This window comes from Algoriella xinjiangensis, from assembly GCF_900115015.1.
Classification (GTDB): domain Bacteria; phylum Bacteroidota; class Bacteroidia; order Flavobacteriales; family Weeksellaceae; genus Empedobacter; species Empedobacter xinjiangensis.
The window spans coordinates 207,358-229,608 of the sequence record NZ_FOUZ01000003.1 but is presented as its reverse complement, the minus strand read 5'-3'; the positions used below and the strand labels follow the sequence as shown (position 1 = coordinate 229,608).

Here is a 22,251-nt window from a genome sequence, read left to right as displayed (position 1 = left end):
ATGTTTTGATAAAAATAACTATTTAGAATTATTCTACACAAAGATTTTTATCATAAAAAAACGACCTCATCAAGAAGTCGTTTTACCGATATAATAATCATAAATACCTGAATAGTATAAATTAAAAAGATGCAACCTAACATCATCATTTTTTAATTTTGTTTTCATAATCTTTTCTTTGATTGTTTCTGTATAATTGAGTAATTGTTGATGTGTGATATTAAAGTATACAATAGATAGTGAGTATATTTTAAATTCTAATTTAGGACATTTTTAAGCTAAAAAAAATATAAAAACCTATTTATTTCAATTTAAGCTATCCAAGTTCTTTTAATTTTATAAACAACCCATTTATTATTTACTTTTTTTAACCATACATCATATCCTTGTCCACATAATTTTCCACACAAAGCACCAACACGTAAAAAACCTTTATCTAAATTTTCATTAAAAACAATTCGTTTAAATTCTACGACGAAATAAATGTCTTTTGGTATAAATTCTTTCTCTTCATCATAGGTTAATAACTCTTTCAACAATGATTTATGATTAGATGTAAAATATATTTTATTTTTTTTATCAAAATTTTCAAACTCTTTAGGAAAAACAGCAATAGAAGAATCTTGTCTTTCCCATTTAGTTTTGTATCCATTTTCTTTAACAATACTGATATATGAATTTTTACTAATAGGCATAATTGTATCAAATATCAATGTAGTTTTTGTAAGATTAAGCACACTATCTTTTAATCTTTTATTGTAAATAGGATCATCAAGCTCCTGATATATATCTAAATGTAAAGAATCCAATAAAACTGGTAAGAAATCTTTAAAAGCTTTAATTTCTTCAGATTTATTTGATTTTTCGGAACAACCAATTATCAATATCAGAAAGGTTATAAATAAAATTGTATTTCTTTTCATAAGACCTTTTTAAATTTATTTTTAAGATACAAAAACTTTATTGTTTAATAATCTGATATAATTTATTAAACCTTTACACGATAAAAAAACGACCTCATCAAGAAGTCGTTTTATATATTTTATTCACTTGTGGGAAGCTGAAATAAATTCAGCTTGACAACTCAGAATGTCATATTAAAATTATAATTAGCTAAAAATATTCCATTTTAGACCTAACTGAAATTTAAAATCTCTGTACGGAACATTTGGCGCCGCAAAATAATCGGGTTGTTTTGTAAACGAAGCATTAATATGTTCGCCACGAATGTAGAAACGCATATTCTGAACTTTGAAATTGATGAATATATCTAGAATTGGATAACCTCCAATTTCTTGCATAGTTGCAGGATCTTGCAAAGCAAATTCGTTAATTACCGGAATATAGCGCAAACCGTTATATTTTGTGAAATAAGTCGCGTTAATACCAGCTTGTAATTGTGCTTTTTTATTGAATAATTCTCCTTGCCAATACAATGTTTCGCGAATCAAGAAATCTGGCAAAGGCATATATGTTTCATTCTTAGTTACTTTTTGATACTGCGCTGTAGACACCAAATTAATCTTTCCGAATTGTAAATGATTAATTCCTTTTATCTTAAAATAATTTACGTTATCACTTAATTGTTTATATATCAAATCTTGATCTAAATAAACATGATTATCAATATTATAAAGCGAACCTTCTACCGATGTATTTACTTTTTCTAAATTAAGTTTTGCAAATAATTTCTGTGTATTTTCTGTTTCAAATTGATGTGCATAATTAAAATCTTCGAAAAAACTTTGGTTATAAATCTGATTCAACGATGGAATTTTAGATTGTATCAAAGCTCCCGCAGACAACGTATAACCGTTTATAGGTGTAATATCCAAAACGGCGTCTACATTGTAGACACTTTTGTAATTATCGCCTTGTAAATACTCTACATTACCGTAAAGTTTTAATTTTTCATTCCAATCAAAATTTACTTTTCCAACAACTCCAAACAGATTTTCTTCGATTTGTTTTGGATTAATAACATTTCTTGAAACTAAGTTTTGATAATTTGAATCAAAAATTTGATAATTTAAAGCTTCATCCGAAAAAACGCGTAAGTTCTGAAACTTAACACCAGCTTCTATTTGCACACGATCTGTCCATTGGAAACCTGCAGTTGTTACGTTATAAAAATCGGTCGACGCTTTTTGATTACTTTTTGCTAATCTTGTTAAAATTTCGGTATCGTATAATTCTCCAACTGGCGAAGAATCTTCGTATCTAAACTTTTGTTTTTCGTACGAAATTGTGTTTTTAATAACGATTGGATTGTAAAAAGTAGAATCTTTTGCATTCATTCTTTTCAAAATACCATACGACGCATTCATCTCGATACGACGCGCATCAAACATTGATTTTGCCGTTTGCGAATTTACTGGAATGTTGCGCACATTGGTCATTCTACGATCATCTTGCAAAATAAAATCGTTGATATCTTTTATTCCTCCGTTCTCATTATTATTTAGCCTTTGTGCCGCATAATGCCACCACAATTTGAAACGCTCACTTTTTGTTTTATAGTTTGATGAAAAAACAAATGTGTTATTTTGCGCTTTTTCATTACGATAATGACCTTCTGAAATTAATCCACGATAATGAAATGTGTAATTAAATTGTTTGTTGATGTTATGCGAAAATGTTGATGATAAAAAACTTCCTTCTTTTACTCCGTTTTCGTAAACAAATTCGGTATAAGGCGTTTTTACATCGTAATATTTGATATCCGAAGCACGGTAATAATTGTATTTTTTACCCGTTGGCAACAAACTTGTCGAAAATGGTTGATCTTGATATTCTAAATCAGTAACAGCACCTCCTACGTTCGGAAAAAATAGTTTTCCAAAAGCGTCGCGTCTTATAAAATTTTGGTTGTAGTAATTTTTGATATTTAAAGTTGTATCAATAATTTCTGGCTTTTGACCGTTGTTCCAAAATTTATAATCTGTAATTTTTGTTTTAAAATTTATGATAGAATCGTTAGCTGAAGATCCTTTAAGTGGTTTCAATATTCTTTGAACTGAATCTTGTTGTGCTTGCGCTATAACAGTTCCTAATAAAAATAGACCAATGATTGTTTTTTTCATCCTCTTGAATAAATCGTTACAAAAGTAAACTAAAATTGATAGATATAAAAAACCCACTTATTTCTAAGTGGGTTAAATGTTTTAACAAAAATAATTTTAGTTATTTCCAAAGAGGATGTTGAACTGCCAATTCATTAATTATAAGTTGACTATTTGAGTATGGAAAAACAAAGTACTTACTACCAGCAGGAACGTCACAGTTTCCTGGACAATTGGTTCCTTTAGCTATTGGTAAATTATAACGTTTTAAATCCAAAAATCGTTGACCTTCTCCAAAAAACTCTTTGTTTCGTTCAGTTAAAATATCAGACAGCAAATTTGCACCTGTATAAGTATTTCCTTTTCTAGATAAAGCAAATTCATTTAGTTTTAATAATGCTTCAGTATTATTGCCTAATTGATACAAAGCTTCTATTCTATTTAAATATGCTTCAGAAAATCTTAGAATTTTATTATTTCTAGTATAATTACCTCCACTAGAAGCTCTTTCAAATTTTTTCATCCAATATCCTTTTGGATTATCTTCTGTTGGTACAGATTGATTTGTTAACAATACTCTTCTTGCATCTGTACTCTCAAAAGTTTTATAAAAACTTTCTTTTGCTAATAATCCTTTTTTAGATCCAGTTCTACTATAAAAAACACTTAGTGATAAATTTACACCTGGATTATTTTGACTATTTAGGTCTAATTCCCAAACTGTTTCTGGTTGATTTTCTGCTAATTCATCATTATTAGATGCAAAATAATTTTCGTATTTATCATTTGTAATTGGAGCAAATGATGCAGGAGAATTATTAACTATTTCATTAGATAAATTAAATGCTAATTGCGCATCACCTTGATTTTGTCTTGTTAAATAAACTCTTGACAACAATAATTTAGCAGCAGTTTTACTTGCATAAATTTTAGAACTTGGTACTGCATTTGTATTTTCTATTGCATAATTTAAATCCTCAATAATTAATTTATAAACATCTGCTACAGAAGATCGTGCTATTTTATTATCCGCATTATATGGATAACCTGCAATTGGAACTCCTAATTCTTGAAATTGCCCAGATTTTGGAGATGATGCATAATAATTTAATAAATTAAAATAATTTATTGCTCTTAAAAAACGTGCTTCTCCTTTGTATTGTTTATTTAATTGAGTGTCTTCTAACTCATTATTAATAACAAATCCTGTATTTTGAATAGCATCATAGGCTGATCTATAAAAACTAATTTCTCCTGTGTTATTAGGATCATAATTCATAATAACAAGACTTGTAAATCCACCGTTGTGTTTGTTACTCCTGAAGAATGTATCTCCTAGTAAATCTCCAAAGTAAAAAAAGTTTGCGCCATATAATGAACTAGATGATGTTTTTAAATAACTTCCTAAAAGAAATTTATTTACATCATTTTCTGTTTTTATTGCATCATCTAACGTTTCCTCGTAGGGAGGTTTCAAATCTAAGATATCATCACTACACGAATTAAATAAGTTTAGTGCTAAAATACCGACTATAGTAAATATTGTTTTTTTCATTTAAATAAATTTTAAAAATCTAACGACATACCAATTGATAAACTCTTAATGATAGGTGTTGTATAATTAAATACCCCTTTTCCTTCAAAAGACCACGCGTTTTCGATTGATTCTGGATCAAAGTTTAGATCTTTATCAAATGCGTATGTCCACATATTAAATCCTTTTACATAGAACACTAAATTTTTAACACCTGTTTGTTGTTTAAATTTATCACCAAACGAATAAGCTAATTTTACTTCTTTTAATCGGATATGATCTCCTTTACGCATCCATCTATCAGACTCTAAGCGGCTATTGTTCGGATTATTTAACTGTGGTTTTGGATTTGCTGCATCTGTATTTTCGGGTGTCCAATAATCCATTGCATCTGCAATTTGGTTTCGACCTGGGAAATTTCCGTCATTATAAAAGAATGAGTGATAACCATTATGTACATAAAAATCAAATTGTCCTGTAAACAATACACTTAATGAAACTCCTTTGTAAGAAAAGGTATTTGATAAACCTACTAGATATTTAGGAAATGCTGATTTTCCTAACCATGCTTTTTCTGCTTTACTTTTGTCTGTTGTAGTTGCAGTTTTTGTACCGTCAGTATACCAAGAACCTACTCCTAACTCACCTACATTTGGATCATTATTAGGTCCAGCCCATAACCATGTATAGTATTCTCCTAATAATTTACCAGCAGATAAGGCAGTCATGTCAGAGATAAGATAGATGTCTTCTTCGATGTTTAATTTCTCAATTTTATTAATATTTCGAGAAAAGTTTCCGTTAATATCCCATTTAAACTCTTTTCTAAATGGAGAACTTGTTAAAGTAACTTCAAAACCCTTGTTTGATATATCTGAAACATTTGCGATATAGCTTGTAGGATTCCCAGATTCTGATTTTGTTACTGCATTAAACAAAGCTCCTTCTGTTTGTTTGTCATAATAAGAGAAAGAGATGTCTAAGGCATTTTTATACAAACTCATCTCAAATCCAACATCTAATTGTTTTGAAATCTCCCAATCTAAATTAGCGTTTCCTGATGATGAAATTTGTGAAAAGAAATTATCTCCATATGGATATGGTGTTGTTGTAGATGATGAAACTAATGAATAATAATCATATTGTCTACCCCACATATCGGCAAATGGCACGTTACCTAAACGACCATAACTTGCCTTTAAAATTAAGTTATTAACAACTGATGATCCTTTTAAAAATTCTTCTTTACCTACATTCCAAGTACCCCCTAATGACCAGAATAAACCTCCTCTGTTCTTTTTAGGTAAAACTGAAACTCTATCATATCTAAACTGTCCTGCAAAAGTAAATTTGTTATTGTAGACATAACTTAATTTAGAAAAATAAGAATCTTGTCTCCATTTATAAAACGTTCCCGCTCCTGTTGTTACATCTACAAATTTATCTGGATCTGAATATTGAAAATCTGGAATAGGTTCTGAGAAATCTCGTCCTTGTCTTTGTCCTAATTTATATTCGTGATCTTGATAATCCGTTCCAATTGCAAAATCAAAATCATGTATATCATTAAATTTCTTTCTGAATGACAACGTGTTTGTCCAGTTCCAGTCCCAAATTCTAGTATCACCTGTCTGCATTAATCCATTTTGAGCAATACCATCTCCATACTTTGGATTCCACCAAACTACTTCATCCATTATTTGTCTTTGCCCTCCAAATACAGTATTAAAAGTAAGATATCGAAGAAATTTATATTCAGCAGTAAAAGATCCTAAATAAGTGTCTACTTTTCCTTTTAAATAGTTATTATTTAGATTTCCGATAGGATTAAAACCTTCTGTTACTTCTCCTAAATTAGTTTGATTATATGTACCATCCGCATTATAAATTGGCTTACTTGAAGGTATAAATAATGACGATAACCATGGATTTGCCGAAGCATTTGCATCAGGAATTGTTTTTCTTTTAACACCTGTATAATTTATAGAAAATCCATATTTTAAATTTTCTGTTATCTTTTGATCAAATGCAAGAATTGCACTCTTTCTATCAAAATCTGTTGTTTGAATTAGTGGTTTATTCTTGTAATAAGTTAAACCTGCTCTGTACGAAATACCATTTGTACCACCTGCTACAGAAAAATTATACGTATTTACAAAAGATTGATTACGTTGTACTGCTTTTCTCCAATCCGTTTCTTTACCATCCCAACCAGCATCTTTATCTGTTATAAACTTAGCTGTTGCATCTTCTAAAGAATTAAATGTTGTTCCTAAAGCTTGTTGAGAATTAAAATATATCTGCCCTCCATATTGGTGATATTGATTGGCATTCATCATATTAATTTTATCAAAAGCGATATCTTGTATGGCCATATCCGAAGAATAATTAAAACGTGGCTTTTGACCAAATTTACCTTTCTTTGTTGTAATCATAATTACACCATTTGCTCCACGTGCACCATATAATGCTGTTGCAGAAGCGTCTTTAAGAACGGTAACATTTTCAATCATATTTGGATCAATAGAAGACAAAGGATTCCATGACTCCATCAAACTTGCATTATCTGCTCCTTTACCAACCACAATACCATCTACAACGTATAATGGATTTGGAGTTCCTAAAATAGACCCAACTCCACGAATCACAATCATATTAGATGACCCTGGATCTCCGCTGGCTGTAGAATAATTAAGTCCTGCAACACGACCATTTAAAACCTCATCTACAGATGAAACTGGTGTACTCTCAAAATTATCTCTTGAAACAATTGTATAAGAACCTACTTTTTGAGCAGGATCAAGTTTAATTCCTCCAATAAGGTTTACAGTTTGTAATTCAATATTATCTGCATCAGATTTAGAAAAACGTACTACCCCTAAATTAGTTGAAGTAACTTTTACTATATTCTCTTTTCCATTAGAATCAATAATCTTAAGTATATCGCCAACTTTGGCATCTACATTAAAATTACCTTCTCCGTCTGTGTAAACTTTTACTCCAGTACTCTTTACAACAACTTCCGCTTCTTCAACTGGAAAATTATTAGAATCTCGTAAGACTCCTGAGACCTGAGCATAAGTCAATCCTCCCATCATAAATAATGACAGGACACTTAAAGATGTAAATCTTTTCCTCATTTATGTTAATTTTTAGTGCTAATTATTACAAATATGTGAAATATTCTTAAACTTTACAAATGTTTTGTTAAAAAATCAATTCCAATTTTGAATATTTAGAAATAAAAAAAACCGCTTAAAAAGCGGTTTTTTATTTATATGAGAATAAAATTACTTTAAAAAGTATAACTTGTTCCTTCGGATCCGTCTTTTAATTGGATTCCTAAAGCGCTTAATTGATCGCGAATTTGATCTGATAAAGCCCAGTTTTTATCTACACGCGCTTGATTACGCATTTCGATTAGCATCTTAACAACACCATCTAATTTATCAGAATTTACGTTTGTATTTTCTGTCTGCAATCCTAAAACGTCAAACACAAAACCATGCATTATTGTTTTTAATCGTGTAAGATCTTCAGCAGAAATATCTTCTGAATTATCTTTTATAGAATTAATCATTTTAACTGCATCAAATAAATGTGCAATTAAAATTGGCGTATTAAAATCATCGTCCATTGCAGTGTAAAGCTTTTGCTCTAAATCTGCAATATGAACTGTAGATGTATTTTTTGGTTGAAGAATTTCTAAGGTTTTTATCGCTTCTACTAAACGTGTAAATCCTTTTTCGCTAGCTAACATTGCATCATTCGAAATATCTAAAACACTGCGATAATGTGCTTGTAAGAAACAAAAACGAACAACACTTGGATGAAAAGCTTTCTCAAAAAAATCGTTTTCTCCATCTACCAATTGCATTGGTAAAATGTAGTTTCCTGTCGATTTACTCATACGCTGACCATTCATTGTCAACATATTAGCGTGTAGCCAATATTTTACAGGTTCGTGACCATTAGATCCTTTTGCCTGTGCTATTTCGCATTCGTGGTGAGGGAATTTTAAATCCATTCCTCCTCCATGAATATCAAAATAATCACCAAGATATTTTGTACTCATTACTGTACATTCTAGGTGCCAACCTGGAAAACCATCTCCCCAAGGAGAATTCCAACGCATAATGTGTGCAGGCGAAGCGTTTTTCCACAGTGCAAAATCTACTGGATTTTTCTTCTCTCCTTGCCCATCTAAATCGCGCGAATTACTGATTAATTCATCAATATTACGGTTACTTAATTCACCATAATCTAATCCCTTCTTATTGTAGGCTTCTACATCAAAATAAACTGATCCATTTACTTCATAAGCAAATCCTAAATCAATTAATTTTTCTGCTAAAGCAATTTGCTCTAAAATATGTCCCGTTGCTGTAGGCTCTATTGTTGGCGGTAATAAATTAAATTTTTCTAAAACTTTATGAAAATCAACAGTATATTTCTGTACAATTTCCATTGGTTCTAATTTCTCTAATTTAGATTGTTTTACAAAACGATCATTTTCTACATTTCCGTCATCAGTTAAATGCCCAGCATCTGTAATATTACGAACGTAACGTACTTTATATCCTAAAAATTTCAGGTAACGATAGATCATATCGAAAGACATAAACGTACGCACATTTCCTAAATGCACATTACTATAAACCGTAGGTCCACAAACATACATCCCAATATTATCTAAATTAATTGGTTCGAATGTTTCCTTTTGTCCTGATAAGGAATTATGTACTTTTAATTGATGTTCTTTTACCATCTATTTTGGGTTTATATTTTTTAGACGTTGAAAGCAGTTTTCATTCCAATATAGGCAATCAACTCTTTTCTTAATTGTTCACTTTCTTTAAATGCACCACCATATTCGGCAGTCACCGTGCTCGATTCGATATCTTTGATACCACGCGAATTTACACACAAATGTTTTGCATCTATAATACAAGCCACATCATCTGTTCCTAATGCATCTTGCATTGCTTTTACAATTTGCATTGTTAAACGCTCTTGTACTTGTGGTCTTTTCGAATAATACTCAACAATACGATTCATTTTAGACAAACCGATTACTTTTCCTTTCGAAATGTAAGCCACATGCGCACGTCCAACAATTGGTAAAAAATGATGTTCGCAAGTCGAATAAACCACGATATCCTTTTCAACCAACATTTGATTGTACTTATATTTATTTTCAAAAGTCGACATTCCTGGTTTTCTTTCAGGAAGTAAACCGCCAAAAATTTCGTTTACAAACATTTTTGCAACACGTTTTGGGGTTCCTTTCAAACTATCGTCTGTTAAATCCAAACCTAAAGTTTCCATGATTTTACGAAAATCTCCCTCAATCATTTTCACTTTTTCTTCTGCAGACAACTCAAATGCATCAGCTTTTAAAGGCGTTTCTAAATTAGCTGAGAAATGGTCGTCTTCCATTTCGTCATGAAGATGTTTATCACACATTACATAAAAATTTATGCAAATTTATAAAAGTTAGTCTTATAAAACCTTATCAAACATCAAATATTACTTTAGAAATGATTTCTATCTTTTATCTAATCAAGGAAAAGTTTATCTTTGAATTGACACAAAATCAAAAAAATGATCAAAAAGACTTACGGAATCGATTTCCTTTCTTTTGAGGACTACAAAGGAATTAAGCAAGGAAACATCGAAATTGAATTGAATGAAGAAAGCAAAAAACAAATCTTAAAATCGCAACAAAATGTTGCTAAAATAGTTGCTTCTGGACAAACAGTTTATGGTATCAATACTGGATTTGGTCCATTATGCGACACTAAAATATCCGAAGAAGAAACACGCCAATTACAGCACAATTTACTTATAAGCCATGCCGTTGGTGTAGGAAACCCTATCAAAAAAGAATATTCTAAAACTATGTTAATTGCCAAAGCGCATGCATTATCAAAAGGCTATTCTGGTGTAACATTAGAGGTTGTAGAACGTATTTTGTTAATGGTAGAAAAAGATATTATACCAGTTGTTCCCGAAAAAGGATCGGTTGGTGCATCTGGAGATTTAGCACCATTATCTCACTTATTTTTGCCATTATTGGGCGAAGGAAAAGTGTGGGAAGGTGATAAAATTATCACGACAAAAGAAGCTTTAGCAAAACATAATTTAGAGCCTTTGCATTTATCTGCCAAAGAAGGTTTGGGATTAATAAATGGAACACAATTTATTTTATCTCATGCGTTAAATGGGTTAGAAAAATTTGAATATTTATTAAACTTAGCAGACGTTTCTGGTGCTTTATCATTAGAAGCTTACGAAGGTTCGCCAAGTCCGTTTAGAGAAGAATTACACCAAATTCGTCCATTTAAAGGAACTTTATTGGTTGCAGAAAGAATCAGAAAATTATTAAAAGAATCAGAAATTGCTTATTCGCATCAAGATTGCGGACGCGTACAAGATCCATATTCTTTACGTTGTATGCCGCAAGTACACGGAGCTTCTCGCAATGCCTATTTTCACTTAAAAGAATTAGCTGAAACCGAATTAAATTCTGTTACAGACAACCCTATTGTAATTTCGGATGAAGAAGCAATTTCGGGTGGTAATTTCCACGGACAACCATTAGCAATGGCACTAGATTACGCAACTGTAGCAGCTTCCGAATTAGGAAATATTTCAGATCGTCGTTCATATTTATTATTAGAAGGAAAATATGGTTTACCTAAATTATTAACAGAAAGTTCTGGTTTAAATTCTGGTTTCATGATTCCTCAATACACAACTGCGGCACTTTGTACAGAAAACAAAACATTGTGTTTTCCTGCTTCGGCCGATTCTATTCCAACATCACTAGGACAAGAAGATCATGTTTCGATGGGAAGTATTTCAGGACGAAAATTCAATCAAGTTTTAGAAAATGTAGAACGAATTTTAGCAATAGAATTAATGTACGCTTGCCAAGGTTTAGAGTTTAGAAGACCTAAAAAATCAAGTCCATATTTAGAAGAAGTTTTTGCAGCAGTACGTTCTGTTTGTCCAAAATTAGAAGAAGATCGATTAATTGGAGATGACATCAACAATATTATTGATTTGCTACAAACAGACGATTTTATAAAATTAATCATGAGATCATAAAATAAATTTGTGAAGCTGAACGAAATTCAGCTTCACATTTTAGAATTTAGCATGATGCGATTCTGAAATAAGTAAGATTCTTCGAGTAGCTCAAAATGACAAACAAAATATATGTTCAAATTCGATAAAAAATCATTTTGCATTGCAATCATCATCTTTATAATAGAAGTTTTGATAGCGCTCTACATTCACGATCAAATTATCAGACCATTTGTTGGCGATATTTTGGTGGTTATTTTTATCTATTATTTTATCAAAGCTTTTCTTAGAATTCAACCAATTTACATCGCCATTTTTACCTTACTATTTTCTTTTTTCGTAGAAATTTTACAGTATTTTAATTTTGTCGAATTAATAGGTTTAGGTCACAATAAAGCTGCACGAATCATTATCGGAACTTCGTTTTCTTGGATTGATTTATTGTGCTACTTTATTGGTTTTATCCTTTTATTTTTCATCGATAAAGATTTGAGAAAAAACGATGTTACAATAACTTAAAAACTTTGTCATGTAGAACTTGTTTCAACATCTCATCATAATAAAAAAATAAAACACACAAAAAATGACATTTCAAGACCAAATAAAACAAGGAATTCCTTCAAAATTACCATCCATAAAACCTTTAAATACTCAATTCAGTCACGCCCCAAAACGTAAAGAAATATTATCTGAAGAAGAGAAAAAACTGGCAATTAAAAACGCCTTGCGTTATTTTGAACCACAGTTTCATGCCGAATTAATTCCTGAATTTAAAGACGAATTACAAAAATACGGTCGTATTTACATGTATCGTTTACGTCCAGATTATGAGATGTATGCGCATCCAATTACAGATTATCCAGGTGCGTGCGATCAAGCAAAAGCAATTCAGTTAATGATTCAAAATAACTTGGATCCTGCTGTGGCACAACATCCCGAAGAATTAATTACCTATGGTGGAAATGGTGCTGTTTTCCAAAACTGGGCACAATATCTTTTGACGATGAAATATTTGTCTGAAATGACAGATGAACAAACTTTGGTGATGTATTCTGGTCATCCGATGGGTTTATTTCCTTCGCACAAAAATGCACCAAGAGTTGTGGTAACTAATGGAATGATGATTCCTAATTACTCGAAACCAGATGATTGGGAAAAATTTAATGCATTAGGTGTTTCTCAATATGGACAAATGACTGCCGGAAGTTATATGTACATTGGGCCACAAGGAATTGTACACGGAACAACAATTACAGTTTTAAATGGTTGTCGAAAAATTAGCGAAGATGGCACGGCTGGAAAATTATTTGTAACAGCAGGTCTTGGCGGTATGAGTGGCGCTCAACCCAAAGCAGGAAATATTGCTGGCGTTATCTCGGTAACGGCAGAAGTCAATCCTGCAGCGACTTACAAGCGTCATGAGCAAGGTTGGGTAGACCAAGTGATTACAGATTTAGATGAATTAGTAACACGCGTTAAAAAAGCAAAAGCTGATAAAGAAGTAGTTTCTATCGCTTACGACGGAAATATCGTGGATGTTTGGGAAAAATTTGATCAAGAAGATGTTTATATCGATTTAGGATCAGATCAAACTTCTTTGCACAATCCTTGGGCTGGTGGTTATTATCCAGTTGGATTAACGGTGGAAGAATCCAATCAAATGATGGGCGAAAATCCTGATTTATTCAAAGAAAAAGTACAAGAAACCTTACGTCGTCATGCGGCAGCGGTCAATAAACATACAGCAAAAGGAACGTATTTCTTCGATTACGGAAATGCCTTTTTATTAGAAGCTTCTCGCGCAGGTGCAGATGTGATGGCTGAAAATGGTATCGATTTTAAATATCCTTCTTATGTTCAAGATATTATGGGACCGATGTGTTTCGATTTTGGATTTGGACCATTCCGTTGGGTTTGTGCTTCAGGAAAGCCAGAAGATTTACAAAAAACCGACGAAATTGCGTGTCAAGTTTTAGAAGAAATCATGAAATCTTCGCCAAGAGAAATTCAGCAACAAATGCAAGATAATATCACTTGGATTAAAGGTGCGCAAGAAAATAAATTGGTGGTGGGTTCTCAAGCCCGAATTTTATATGCAGATGCCGAAGGTCGTATCAAAATTGCCAAAGCATTTAACGATGCAATTGCGAATGGTACAATTGGAGCGGTAGTTTTAGGCCGTGATCATCATGATGTCTCGGGAACGGATTCTCCTTTCCGTGAGACCTCTAACATTTATGATGGTTCAAAATTCACAGCAGATATGGCAATTCATAATGTAATTGGCGATAGTTTTCGTGGCGCAACTTGGGTTTCTATTCACAACGGCGGCGGCGTTGGTTGGGGAGAAGTAATCAACGGTGGTTTCGGAATGTTATTAGACGGAACACAAGATGCCGAAAACCGTCTGAAATCTATGTTACATTGGGATGTAAATAATGGAATTGCGCGCCGTTCTTGGGCAAGAAATGATGAAGCTATTTTTGCCATAAAACGTGCGATGGAAGCAGAACCTTTGTTGAAAGTTACTTTGCCGAATATTGTAGACGAAAATTTGTTGTAAATTATCAATAAAAATGCAAAATAAAGTTGTTTGGATTACGGGAGCTTCTTCGGGAATTGGAGAAGCTTTGGCTTACAAATTTTCTAAGGAAAAATACAATGTCATCATTTCTTCTCGAAATGAAATCGCTTTACAAAAAGTGAAAGAACAATGTGTTTTTTCAGAGAATATTAAAATTTTACCTTTGGATTTAGAAGATTTAGACTCTTTAAACAACAAAGCAAATGAAGCTTGGGAACTATTTGGTAAAATAGATATTCTCATCAATAATGGTGGAATTTCTCAACGCAGTTTAGCTTTAGAAACTAATCTAGAAACCGAACAACGTATTATGAGAATTGATTTTTGGGGAACTGTGGTTCTCTCAAAATCAATTCTTCCTAAAATGATTGCAAATAATGGCGGTCAAATTGTAACCGTAACAAGTCTTGTCGGAAAATTCGGTACAAAATTCCGTTCTTCTTATTCAGCTGCAAAACATGCTTTGCATGGTTATTTCGATTCGTTAAGATCTGAAGTTTGGGACAAAAATATTTCTGTAACCATCGTTTGTCCAGGTTTTATCAATACCAATGTTTCTATAAATGCATTAGTTGGTAATGGTAAAAACCAAGGAACAATGGACGATGCGCAAGTAAAAGGAATGCATGTAGATGTTTTCGCTGAGAAAATGTATAACGCAATTTCGTCTAAAAAAGAAGAAGTTTATATTGGCGGAAAAGAAATTTATGGTGTTTATATCAAACGTTTTTTTCCTCGATTATTCTCTAAAATGATGCGTAAACAAAAGGTAACTTAAAAATGTTTTTCGCAAACTTAATGTGATTCTGAAATGAATTCAGGATGACTACTGAATTTAATATAAAATCTTGTCATGTTGAACTCGTTTCAACATCTCATCATAACAAAACAACATGTGATCCTGAAATGAATTCAGGATGACTACTGGATTTAATACAAAACCTCGTCATGTTGAACTCGTTTTAACATCTCATCATCATAAAACAACATGTGATTCTGAAACAAGTTCAGAATGACGTACGATATTTATCAAACTGAATTTTACTCAAATCTTGTCAAGCTGAATTTAGTTCAGCTTCTCATCATAAAAAACCAATATATTTCCTAAAACAAGCTCTTCATTATAAAAGCTATCAATATGAATTTATACTATGTCTACATCTTAACAAATAAGTATAGGACCGTATTTTATATTGGTGTTACAAATAATCTTTCGAAAAGGATTATCGAGCATAAAGAAAATAACGGAAGTATTTTTACTAAAAAATATAATGTACATTCATTAATCTATTTCGAAGAATTTTCTTCTATTCATGAAGCCATAGCAAGAGAAAAACAATTGAAAAATTGGAAACGTGAATGGAAAATTAATTTGATTAAGCAATTTAATCCAACTTTAAAAGATATAAATATTTTTGAATGACTGACTTCTTGATGTGATCCTGAAATGAATTCAGGATGACTACTTGATTTAATATAAAATCTTGTCATGTTGAACTTGTTTCAACATCTCATCATCATAAAGCAACATGTGATCCTGAAATAAATTCAGGATGACTACTGAATTTAATATAAAATATTGTCATGTTGAACTCGTTTCAACATCTCATCATCATAAAGCAACATGTGATTCTGAAATAAGTTCAGAATGACTACTGAATTTAATATAAAATCTTGTCATGTTGAACTCGCTTCAACATCTCATCATCATAAAATAACATGTGATTCTGAAATAAATTCAGGATGACTATTGGATTTAATATAAAATCTCGTCATGTTGAACTCGTTTCAACATCTCATCATCATAAAGCAACATGTGATTCTGAAATGAATTCAGGATGACTACTGAATTTAATATAAAACCTCGTCATGTTGAACTCGTTTCAACATCTCATCATCATAAAACAACATGTGATTCTGAAATGAATTCAGAATGACGCATAAAACTAATTACCTTACATCAAGATTATTGGTTTTAGCTCCTTGTAAATTTGTGTAAATAAATCATACCATTATGAACACAAAAAAAATAGAAATAGTCGTTGCGCCAAAAGAACCACACTTTGTAGGTGATGGCTTTAGAGTTCACAACTTCATTCCAAGTGGATTTCATTTAGACATGAAAAGAATGGATCCATTTATTATGTTAGATTATAATTCAAAATTTAATTTTCCTGCAACTGACATTCCAAAAGGTGTTGGCGTGCATCCGCATCGTGGTTTCGAAACCGTAACTATTGCGTACCAAGGCAGTGTTTCACATCATGATAGCGCTGGTGGTGGCGGAACAATTCACCAAGGTGATGTGCAATGGATGACTGCCGCTTCGGGAGTTTTACACAAAGAGTATCATGCAGAAGAATTTTATAAAAAAGGAGGAATCTTTCAAATGGTTCAGCTTTGGATAAATTTACCTGCAAAGGATAAAATGAGTGCGCCAAAATATCAAGCAATCGAGCATAAAAATATACCGACTGTTGAAGTAGAAAACGGAACGATAGAAGTTATTGCTGGAGAATATAATCAAACAAAAGGTGCAGCTTCTACATTTTCGCCTGTTAATATGTTGAATGCAAAATTGACTAGTGGTGGAAAAGCTAGCTTTAATTTTCCTGCTCATTACAACACGGCTTTATTAGTGATTGAAGGTGAAATAAAGGTAAATAACGAAGAAATTGTACCTACAGATCATTTATTACTTTTTGCAAACGAAGGAGAAAATTTTGAGATTGAAGCAACAGGAAATAGTGTGGTATTAATTTTGAGTGGAGAACCTCTTAACGAACCAATTGCTTCTTATGGACCTTTTGTGATGAATACACAAGACGAAATTCGCGCCGCTTTTGATGATTTCAATAACGGGAAATTTGGTACATTAGAAAACTAATCATTCAACTATAAATAAAAAAACAAGATGGAAATTAAACAAATTGATGACAAAAAAAACGGTGCTTTTGTTGCAGTTGATGGCGATAAAAGAGCTGGAGAAATGGCTTATGTTTGGGCTGGAGCAGACAAAATAATTATTGACCATACAGAAGTTGATGAAGCTTATGGTGGACAAGGAGTCGGAAAAAATTTATTAATCCAATTGGTTGATTGGGCAAGAAAAGATAATGTAAAAGTTATACCATTGTGTCCTTTTGCAAAAGCACAATTCGAAAAAGATCCAGAAATAAGAGACGTATTATCATAAAAAAAGGCAATCAATTGATTGCCTTTTTTGTTATTTAATATCCTACAATTGTATCATCTCCTCGCGGATCTGCACCACCTTGATAGGTTTTATCTGGATTTACTAAAATTCCATCTACTCGTCCATAAGGCTTACGTTCTTTCAAATTATAGCCTTTTTGCTGCAAAGCTTCGCGCACATTTGTCGAGATTGCTTTTGGTTCATAATCCACTTGATCTGGCAACCATTGATGATGAAAACGAGGTGCTGCAACCGCTTCTTGCATCGTCATATTAAAATCAATCACATTCAAAATAGTTTGAAAAACCGATGTTATAATTGTAGAACCTCCTGGCGTACCGACAACCATAAACAATTTACCATCTTTCTCTAAAATTGAAGGTGTCATAGAGCTTAACATTCGTTTAGAAGGCTCAATTGCATTGGCTTTTCCACCAACTAAACCGTACATATTTGGCGTTCCTGGTTTTACAGAAAAATCATCCATTTCATTATTCAATAAAAAACCTGCATCATTTACAACAACCAAAGAACCGTACGAACCGTTTAACGTTGTTGTAACCGAAGCTGCATTTCCGTCTTTGTCCACAATCACATAATGTGTTGTTTCCATCGATTCTTTTCCTATAATTTCTCCTGCTTTGATTGACGAACTTGGTGTTGCTTTATCAAACGAAAAATCTTTCATTCGGTTTACATTATAAGTTTTATTCAATAATTGTGCTTGCGGAACTTTCACAAAATCTGGATCGCCCAAATGTTCTGCGCGATCTGCATACACACGACGTTCTGCTTCTACAATTGTTTGAATACTTTTTTCTGATTGAAAACCCCATTTGTTTAACGGATAATCTTCTACTGACTGAAACAAAGAAATCAGCGCAATTCCTCCACTTGAAGGCGGCGGCATCGAAATAATTTTATAGCCTTTGTACAATCCCGAAACTGGCGTTCGCCAAACCGAATGATAATCTGCTAAATCTTTCTTCGAAATAATTCCGTTTCCACGATTCATTTCTTTTACAATTAAATCAGCCGTTTTTCCTTCGTAAAATCCTTTACGACCTTTTTGCTGAATTAATTTTAGTGTTTTTGCTAAATCTGCTTGAATCAATAAATCACCTTCAACCCAATTAACTTTTGACGTTAATGCATTTGTTTTAGCATTTAATCGTACAAAATCGTTGTGTTTATTTGTTAATTCGCTGGCTTGTTGTTTGGTAATTTTAAACCCTTTTTGTGCTAAATTAATTGCAGGCGCCACCAACTCTTTCCAACTTAATTTACCATATTTTTCGTGTGCTTTTACCATTCCATCCACTGTTCCTGGTACACCTGCAGCCAATTGTCCGTACAAACTAAGATCTGTAATTGCATTACCATCTTTGTCCCAATACATATCTTCTTTTGCATTAAGCGGTGCTTTTTCTCTAAAATCTAATGCATCTGTATTTCCTTTTGCATCGCGGTAAACTAAAAATCCGCCGCCGCCAATATTACCCGCATTTGGATAAACAACCGCCAAAGCAAACTGTACAGCGATTGAAGCATCAATTGCATTTCCACCTTTTTTTAGAATATCAATTCCGACTTTTGAAGCTTCGGGATGAGCCGTAACCACCATTCCATTTTTAAACGATTCTTGTGCAAAACCACTTAAAACCGTAAAAAATGTGAGTATAAATAATGAATATTTTTTCATGAATATTTTTGATTTAAAACAAAATTACCAAACCTTTATCAATTGATAAGGGTTTGGTAAAAATTAAAAACAATAGATTTTATAAACTTAAAGCTAAACGTGCAAATGCAAATCGTCCGCCTGTACCAAATTGTTGCCCAGTTCTTGAATACAAGAAATATCCTGCACCACGTAAACTACCAACATTTGTTTTATCAGGATAAATATCTAACAAATTATTTGCACCAATAGTTACTGAGATATTTTTGTTAACGGCATAACCAAAACTTAAATCTGTGATTACTTTTCCACCAAAAGTCTGCGCATCTGCCAAATTATTTGTTGCACCATCAACTTCTCCAAAATACACGTTTCGTAAATACACGTTCCATTTATCTAAACTATAATTCAACGATAAATTAACTTTTGTACGCGGAACCGCCGATTCTAGGTAAATACGACTAGAACGATCAAAATAAGTTGCTTCTTTTCCTTTTAGTAAATCTGACGCATGTACATCGCCAACAACATTTGTTTTATTGAAAGTTGCTGATAAATCTGCTCTCAATTTCCCTAAACCAAACTTTTCTTGATACGTTAAAACGACATCTATACCTTTGGTTTCGGTATCAATTGCGTTTGCAAAAAAACGTGCAGAAGTTGCGTTTGCTTGTTGCAACAATTCGTAAATTTCTTTGTCTTGCGTTGTCGCATTTGTTGCATTGCTACCTGTAAAAGTTCCTGTATAAATGATGCGATCATCAATTCGGATGAAATAACCATCTACACTTAACTTAAATTTTCCCCAATTTGCAGTAAAACCAGCCGAAACACTTTTTGATTTTTCTTCGTTCAATTCTGGTATTCCTAATAATTTTGCTGCACGGCTATCATTTGTAAATGTTCCTGAATTAGAAATTGAGCCATCTAAAAATAAACTTGATGTAGCACTAAAATACATTTGATGTAAAGATGGCGCTCTAAATCCTGTACTTGCAGCGGCTCTTAACACATAGTTTCCTAATTTATATCGTGTTGATAATTTACCATTCAACGTTGAGCCAAAATCTGAATAATCTTCGTAACGAACTGCTGCTGCAACTAACCAATTTTTGGTAAAATTAAATTCTGTATCCAAATAAGCTGCAACAGAATGTCTGCTTGCATCTACTTCATTAGCGGGTAAAAATCCAGGAAAAGCTTGTGCTCCGCCTGCAAAAGCAGAACCATTTGCAGCAAATAATGTGTTGATATTTCCATTAAAATCCGGAACATAAATTGGCTGTCCATTTGTACCAACACCTATCTGACGAACTTTACCATAATTTGTATAAGACGATTCTTCGCCTGCTACAATTTTATAGTTTTCGTAACGAAATTCTGCTCCAAAAGCAACATTAATCCCTGCTAATGCATTATCAAAATAACGAGAAAAATCTAGGTTGGTTGTATTTTGAGTGAATCGATATCCACCAGCTTCGAAAGAAGTTGGAGAAGAATCTAACATAGAGGCATTGACTGTATTTTTAACGCCAAAATCAATTGTATTGTTACCGTAAGTATTTGAAAAATCAACTTTCCAATCGCCAATTTCGCTTCGGATACCCGCGGCTAAAGAACGATCGTAATTATTCGTTTCGATTAAAGGCATATAACCATTTGGAAAAATAGTTGCAACATTTTGATTTAATTGCGCTGGTTGACGACGAAAAGCCGCCGACTCTCCCAAACGATAATTTAAACCTCCAAAAGCATAAATTTCTGTTTTATCTGAAACTGGAAAAAGTGAATTTAAAAAGATTGCTCCACCTTCGTTTTTAGATTGTCCGATACGCGAAACATAATCGCCACGAGTTTCGCCACGACGTTGTAATTCGGCATCTGTAATATCTACTCCAGTTGGATTTGGGTATAAATCTGGTCGATTATAATCAGAAAAAATTGTTCCTGTAAATTCTTTTTGACGATTAAAAGGTTGACGTTTATCGTACGATCCAGATAAGTTTACAAAACCACCTTTGTCGCCAACTTTTACTCCATAATTTACATTTGCTTGAAAAGTTTCGCCATCAAAATTATCTTCTGCATTACGCGAAAGATTTCCGCCATACGTAATATTTGCTCTTACTTTATCAGTCGAATCATCTAACACAATGTTGATAACACCTGCAATCGCATCCGAACCATATTGCGCCGCTGCACCATCGCGCAAAATCTCGATACGTTTGATTGCCGAAGTTGGAATCGCATTTAAATCTGTACCCACAGAACCTTTACCAAAAGAACCATTAATATTGATTAAAGACGTTGTATGACGACGTTTTCCATTAATCAAAACCAAAACTTGATCTGGACCAAGACCTCTTAACGATGCTGGATCGATATGATCTGTACCATCTGAAATAACTTGCGTATTTGAGCTGAAAGAAGGTGCAACGTAGTTTAAAATCTGGTTTAATGAAACCTGACCAACATCTTTTGTCACTTCTTTGATATCAATTACATCGACCGGTGTTGAAGAATCTAACTGCGTACGCCCAATACTTCGCGAACCAATCAAAACCACTTCGCTAAGATCTGTTTGATTCAAAAAGAAATCTAAATCAACTTCTTGTTCATCTATAATTGTAACCGTTTGCTCATTTGTTGGCTCTCCGACTTTTGTTACGACAATATTATAATTTCCTGGATTTACTAAAACTTCGTAAAATCCGTTTGCATCCGTTGTTGTATTAATTGCTGTTCCTTTTACATTAACCGTTGCATTGGCTATTGGACCATTGGCGTCTTCTACAATACCATGCACTTTTACTTGTTGTGCAAATAATACCGAACCGCCAAACAAACTGGCTAATAAAAATAGTTTATTGAGAGTGTATTTATTTTTTATCATATCATTATCTTAAAGTCTAGCAAATTTATAGACTTTATAGATTATAAACCAAGTCTTAATTGAATAAACTAAAACAAAACTTTAAAATAATGTTAAATTAGAATTGTATTCTGTATTTAATTAATTTATTAGAATACTTTTCATACAATATAAAACTATACAAATTATTATTCACAAAAAAAGGGACTCAATTGAGTCCCTTTTATATG

15 protein-coding genes are annotated in these 22,251 nt (G+C 32.5%); 7 read left to right on the top strand and 8 right to left on the bottom strand.

Features of this window, described 5'->3' with window-relative positions; all coding sequences use genetic code 11:
- Positions 1 to 311: 311 nt before the first annotated feature.
- The 6 genes from BM072_RS04150 to folE all read right to left on the bottom strand — a co-directional run bounded on the left by BM072_RS04150 (position 312) and on the right by folE (position 10,062).
- On the bottom strand, positions 312 to 923 hold the full coding sequence (locus BM072_RS04150; protein ID WP_092906844.1) for a hypothetical protein: 612 nt from the start codon (positions 921 to 923) through the stop codon (positions 312 to 314).
- A gap of 186 nt (positions 924 to 1,109) precedes the next feature.
- The gene (locus tag BM072_RS04145; RefSeq protein ID WP_092906842.1) at positions 1,110 to 3,083 is read right to left on the bottom strand and encodes a putative porin; all 1,974 of its coding nucleotides are present in this window, start codon (positions 3,081 to 3,083) and stop codon (positions 1,110 to 1,112) included.
- 100 nt (positions 3,084 to 3,183) lie between these two features.
- Positions 3,184 to 4,617, bottom strand: a complete 1,434-nt coding sequence (locus BM072_RS04140) for a RagB/SusD family nutrient uptake outer membrane protein (RefSeq protein ID WP_092906840.1) — start codon at positions 4,615 to 4,617, stop codon at positions 3,184 to 3,186.
- Positions 4,618 to 4,628: 11 nt separating this feature from the next.
- The gene (locus tag BM072_RS04135) at positions 4,629 to 7,736 is read right to left on the bottom strand and encodes a SusC/RagA family TonB-linked outer membrane protein (protein ID WP_092906838.1); all 3,108 of its coding nucleotides are present in this window, start codon (positions 7,734 to 7,736) and stop codon (positions 4,629 to 4,631) included.
- Between the two features lie 155 nt (positions 7,737 to 7,891).
- The gene (gene cysS, locus BM072_RS04130) at positions 7,892 to 9,364 is read right to left on the bottom strand and encodes a cysteine--tRNA ligase (protein WP_092906836.1); all 1,473 of its coding nucleotides are present in this window, start codon (positions 9,362 to 9,364) and stop codon (positions 7,892 to 7,894) included.
- Between the two features lie 20 nt (positions 9,365 to 9,384).
- Entirely contained in the window at positions 9,385 to 10,062 is a 678-nt protein-coding gene (gene folE / locus BM072_RS04125) for a GTP cyclohydrolase I FolE (protein ID WP_092906834.1), read from the bottom strand.
- 138 nt (positions 10,063 to 10,200) lie between these two features.
- Here folE and hutH point away from each other — a divergent pair, with 138 nt between their 5' ends.
- From hutH to BM072_RS04090, 7 genes are all read left to right on the top strand, one after another.
- Positions 10,201 to 11,709, top strand: coding sequence for a histidine ammonia-lyase (gene hutH, locus BM072_RS04120; protein WP_092906832.1), 1,509 nt, complete (start codon positions 10,201 to 10,203; stop codon positions 11,707 to 11,709).
- Positions 11,710 to 11,820: 111 nt separating this feature from the next.
- Entirely contained in the window at positions 11,821 to 12,207 is a 387-nt protein-coding gene (locus BM072_RS04115) for a ribosomal maturation YjgA family protein (protein WP_092906830.1), read from the top strand.
- 64 nt (positions 12,208 to 12,271) lie between these two features.
- The gene (locus BM072_RS04110) at positions 12,272 to 14,251 is read left to right on the top strand and encodes a urocanate hydratase (protein WP_092906828.1); all 1,980 of its coding nucleotides are present in this window, start codon (positions 12,272 to 12,274) and stop codon (positions 14,249 to 14,251) included.
- A gap of 13 nt (positions 14,252 to 14,264) precedes the next feature.
- Positions 14,265 to 15,050: an SDR family oxidoreductase gene (locus tag BM072_RS04105; RefSeq protein WP_092906826.1), complete on the top strand. Its 786-nt coding sequence runs from the start codon at positions 14,265 to 14,267 to the stop codon at positions 15,048 to 15,050.
- A gap of 360 nt (positions 15,051 to 15,410) precedes the next feature.
- A complete protein-coding gene (locus BM072_RS04100; protein WP_092906824.1) occupies positions 15,411 to 15,695 on the top strand; it encodes a GIY-YIG nuclease family protein in 285 nt (94 codons plus the stop codon).
- 591 nt (positions 15,696 to 16,286) lie between these two features.
- Positions 16,287 to 17,159 (top strand): pirin family protein, encoded by an 873-nt coding sequence (locus BM072_RS04095; protein WP_092906822.1) that lies wholly within the window; start codon positions 16,287 to 16,289, stop codon positions 17,157 to 17,159.
- A 27-nt stretch (positions 17,160 to 17,186) separates the two neighbouring features.
- On the top strand, positions 17,187 to 17,468 hold the full coding sequence (locus tag BM072_RS04090; protein ID WP_092906820.1) for a GNAT family N-acetyltransferase: 282 nt from the start codon (positions 17,187 to 17,189) through the stop codon (positions 17,466 to 17,468).
- Between the two features lie 34 nt (positions 17,469 to 17,502).
- Here the strand turns inward: BM072_RS04090 and ggt are convergent, their stop codons facing one another.
- Both ggt and BM072_RS04080 read right to left on the bottom strand, forming a co-directional pair.
- Positions 17,503 to 19,170, bottom strand: coding sequence for a gamma-glutamyltransferase (ggt, locus tag BM072_RS04085; protein WP_092906818.1), 1,668 nt, complete (start codon positions 19,168 to 19,170; stop codon positions 17,503 to 17,505).
- A 79-nt stretch (positions 19,171 to 19,249) separates the two neighbouring features.
- Complete coding sequence (locus BM072_RS04080; protein WP_092906816.1) at positions 19,250 to 22,042, bottom strand: TonB-dependent receptor; 2,793 nt, start codon at positions 22,040 to 22,042, stop codon at positions 19,250 to 19,252.
- Positions 22,043 to 22,251 lie beyond the last annotated feature (209 nt).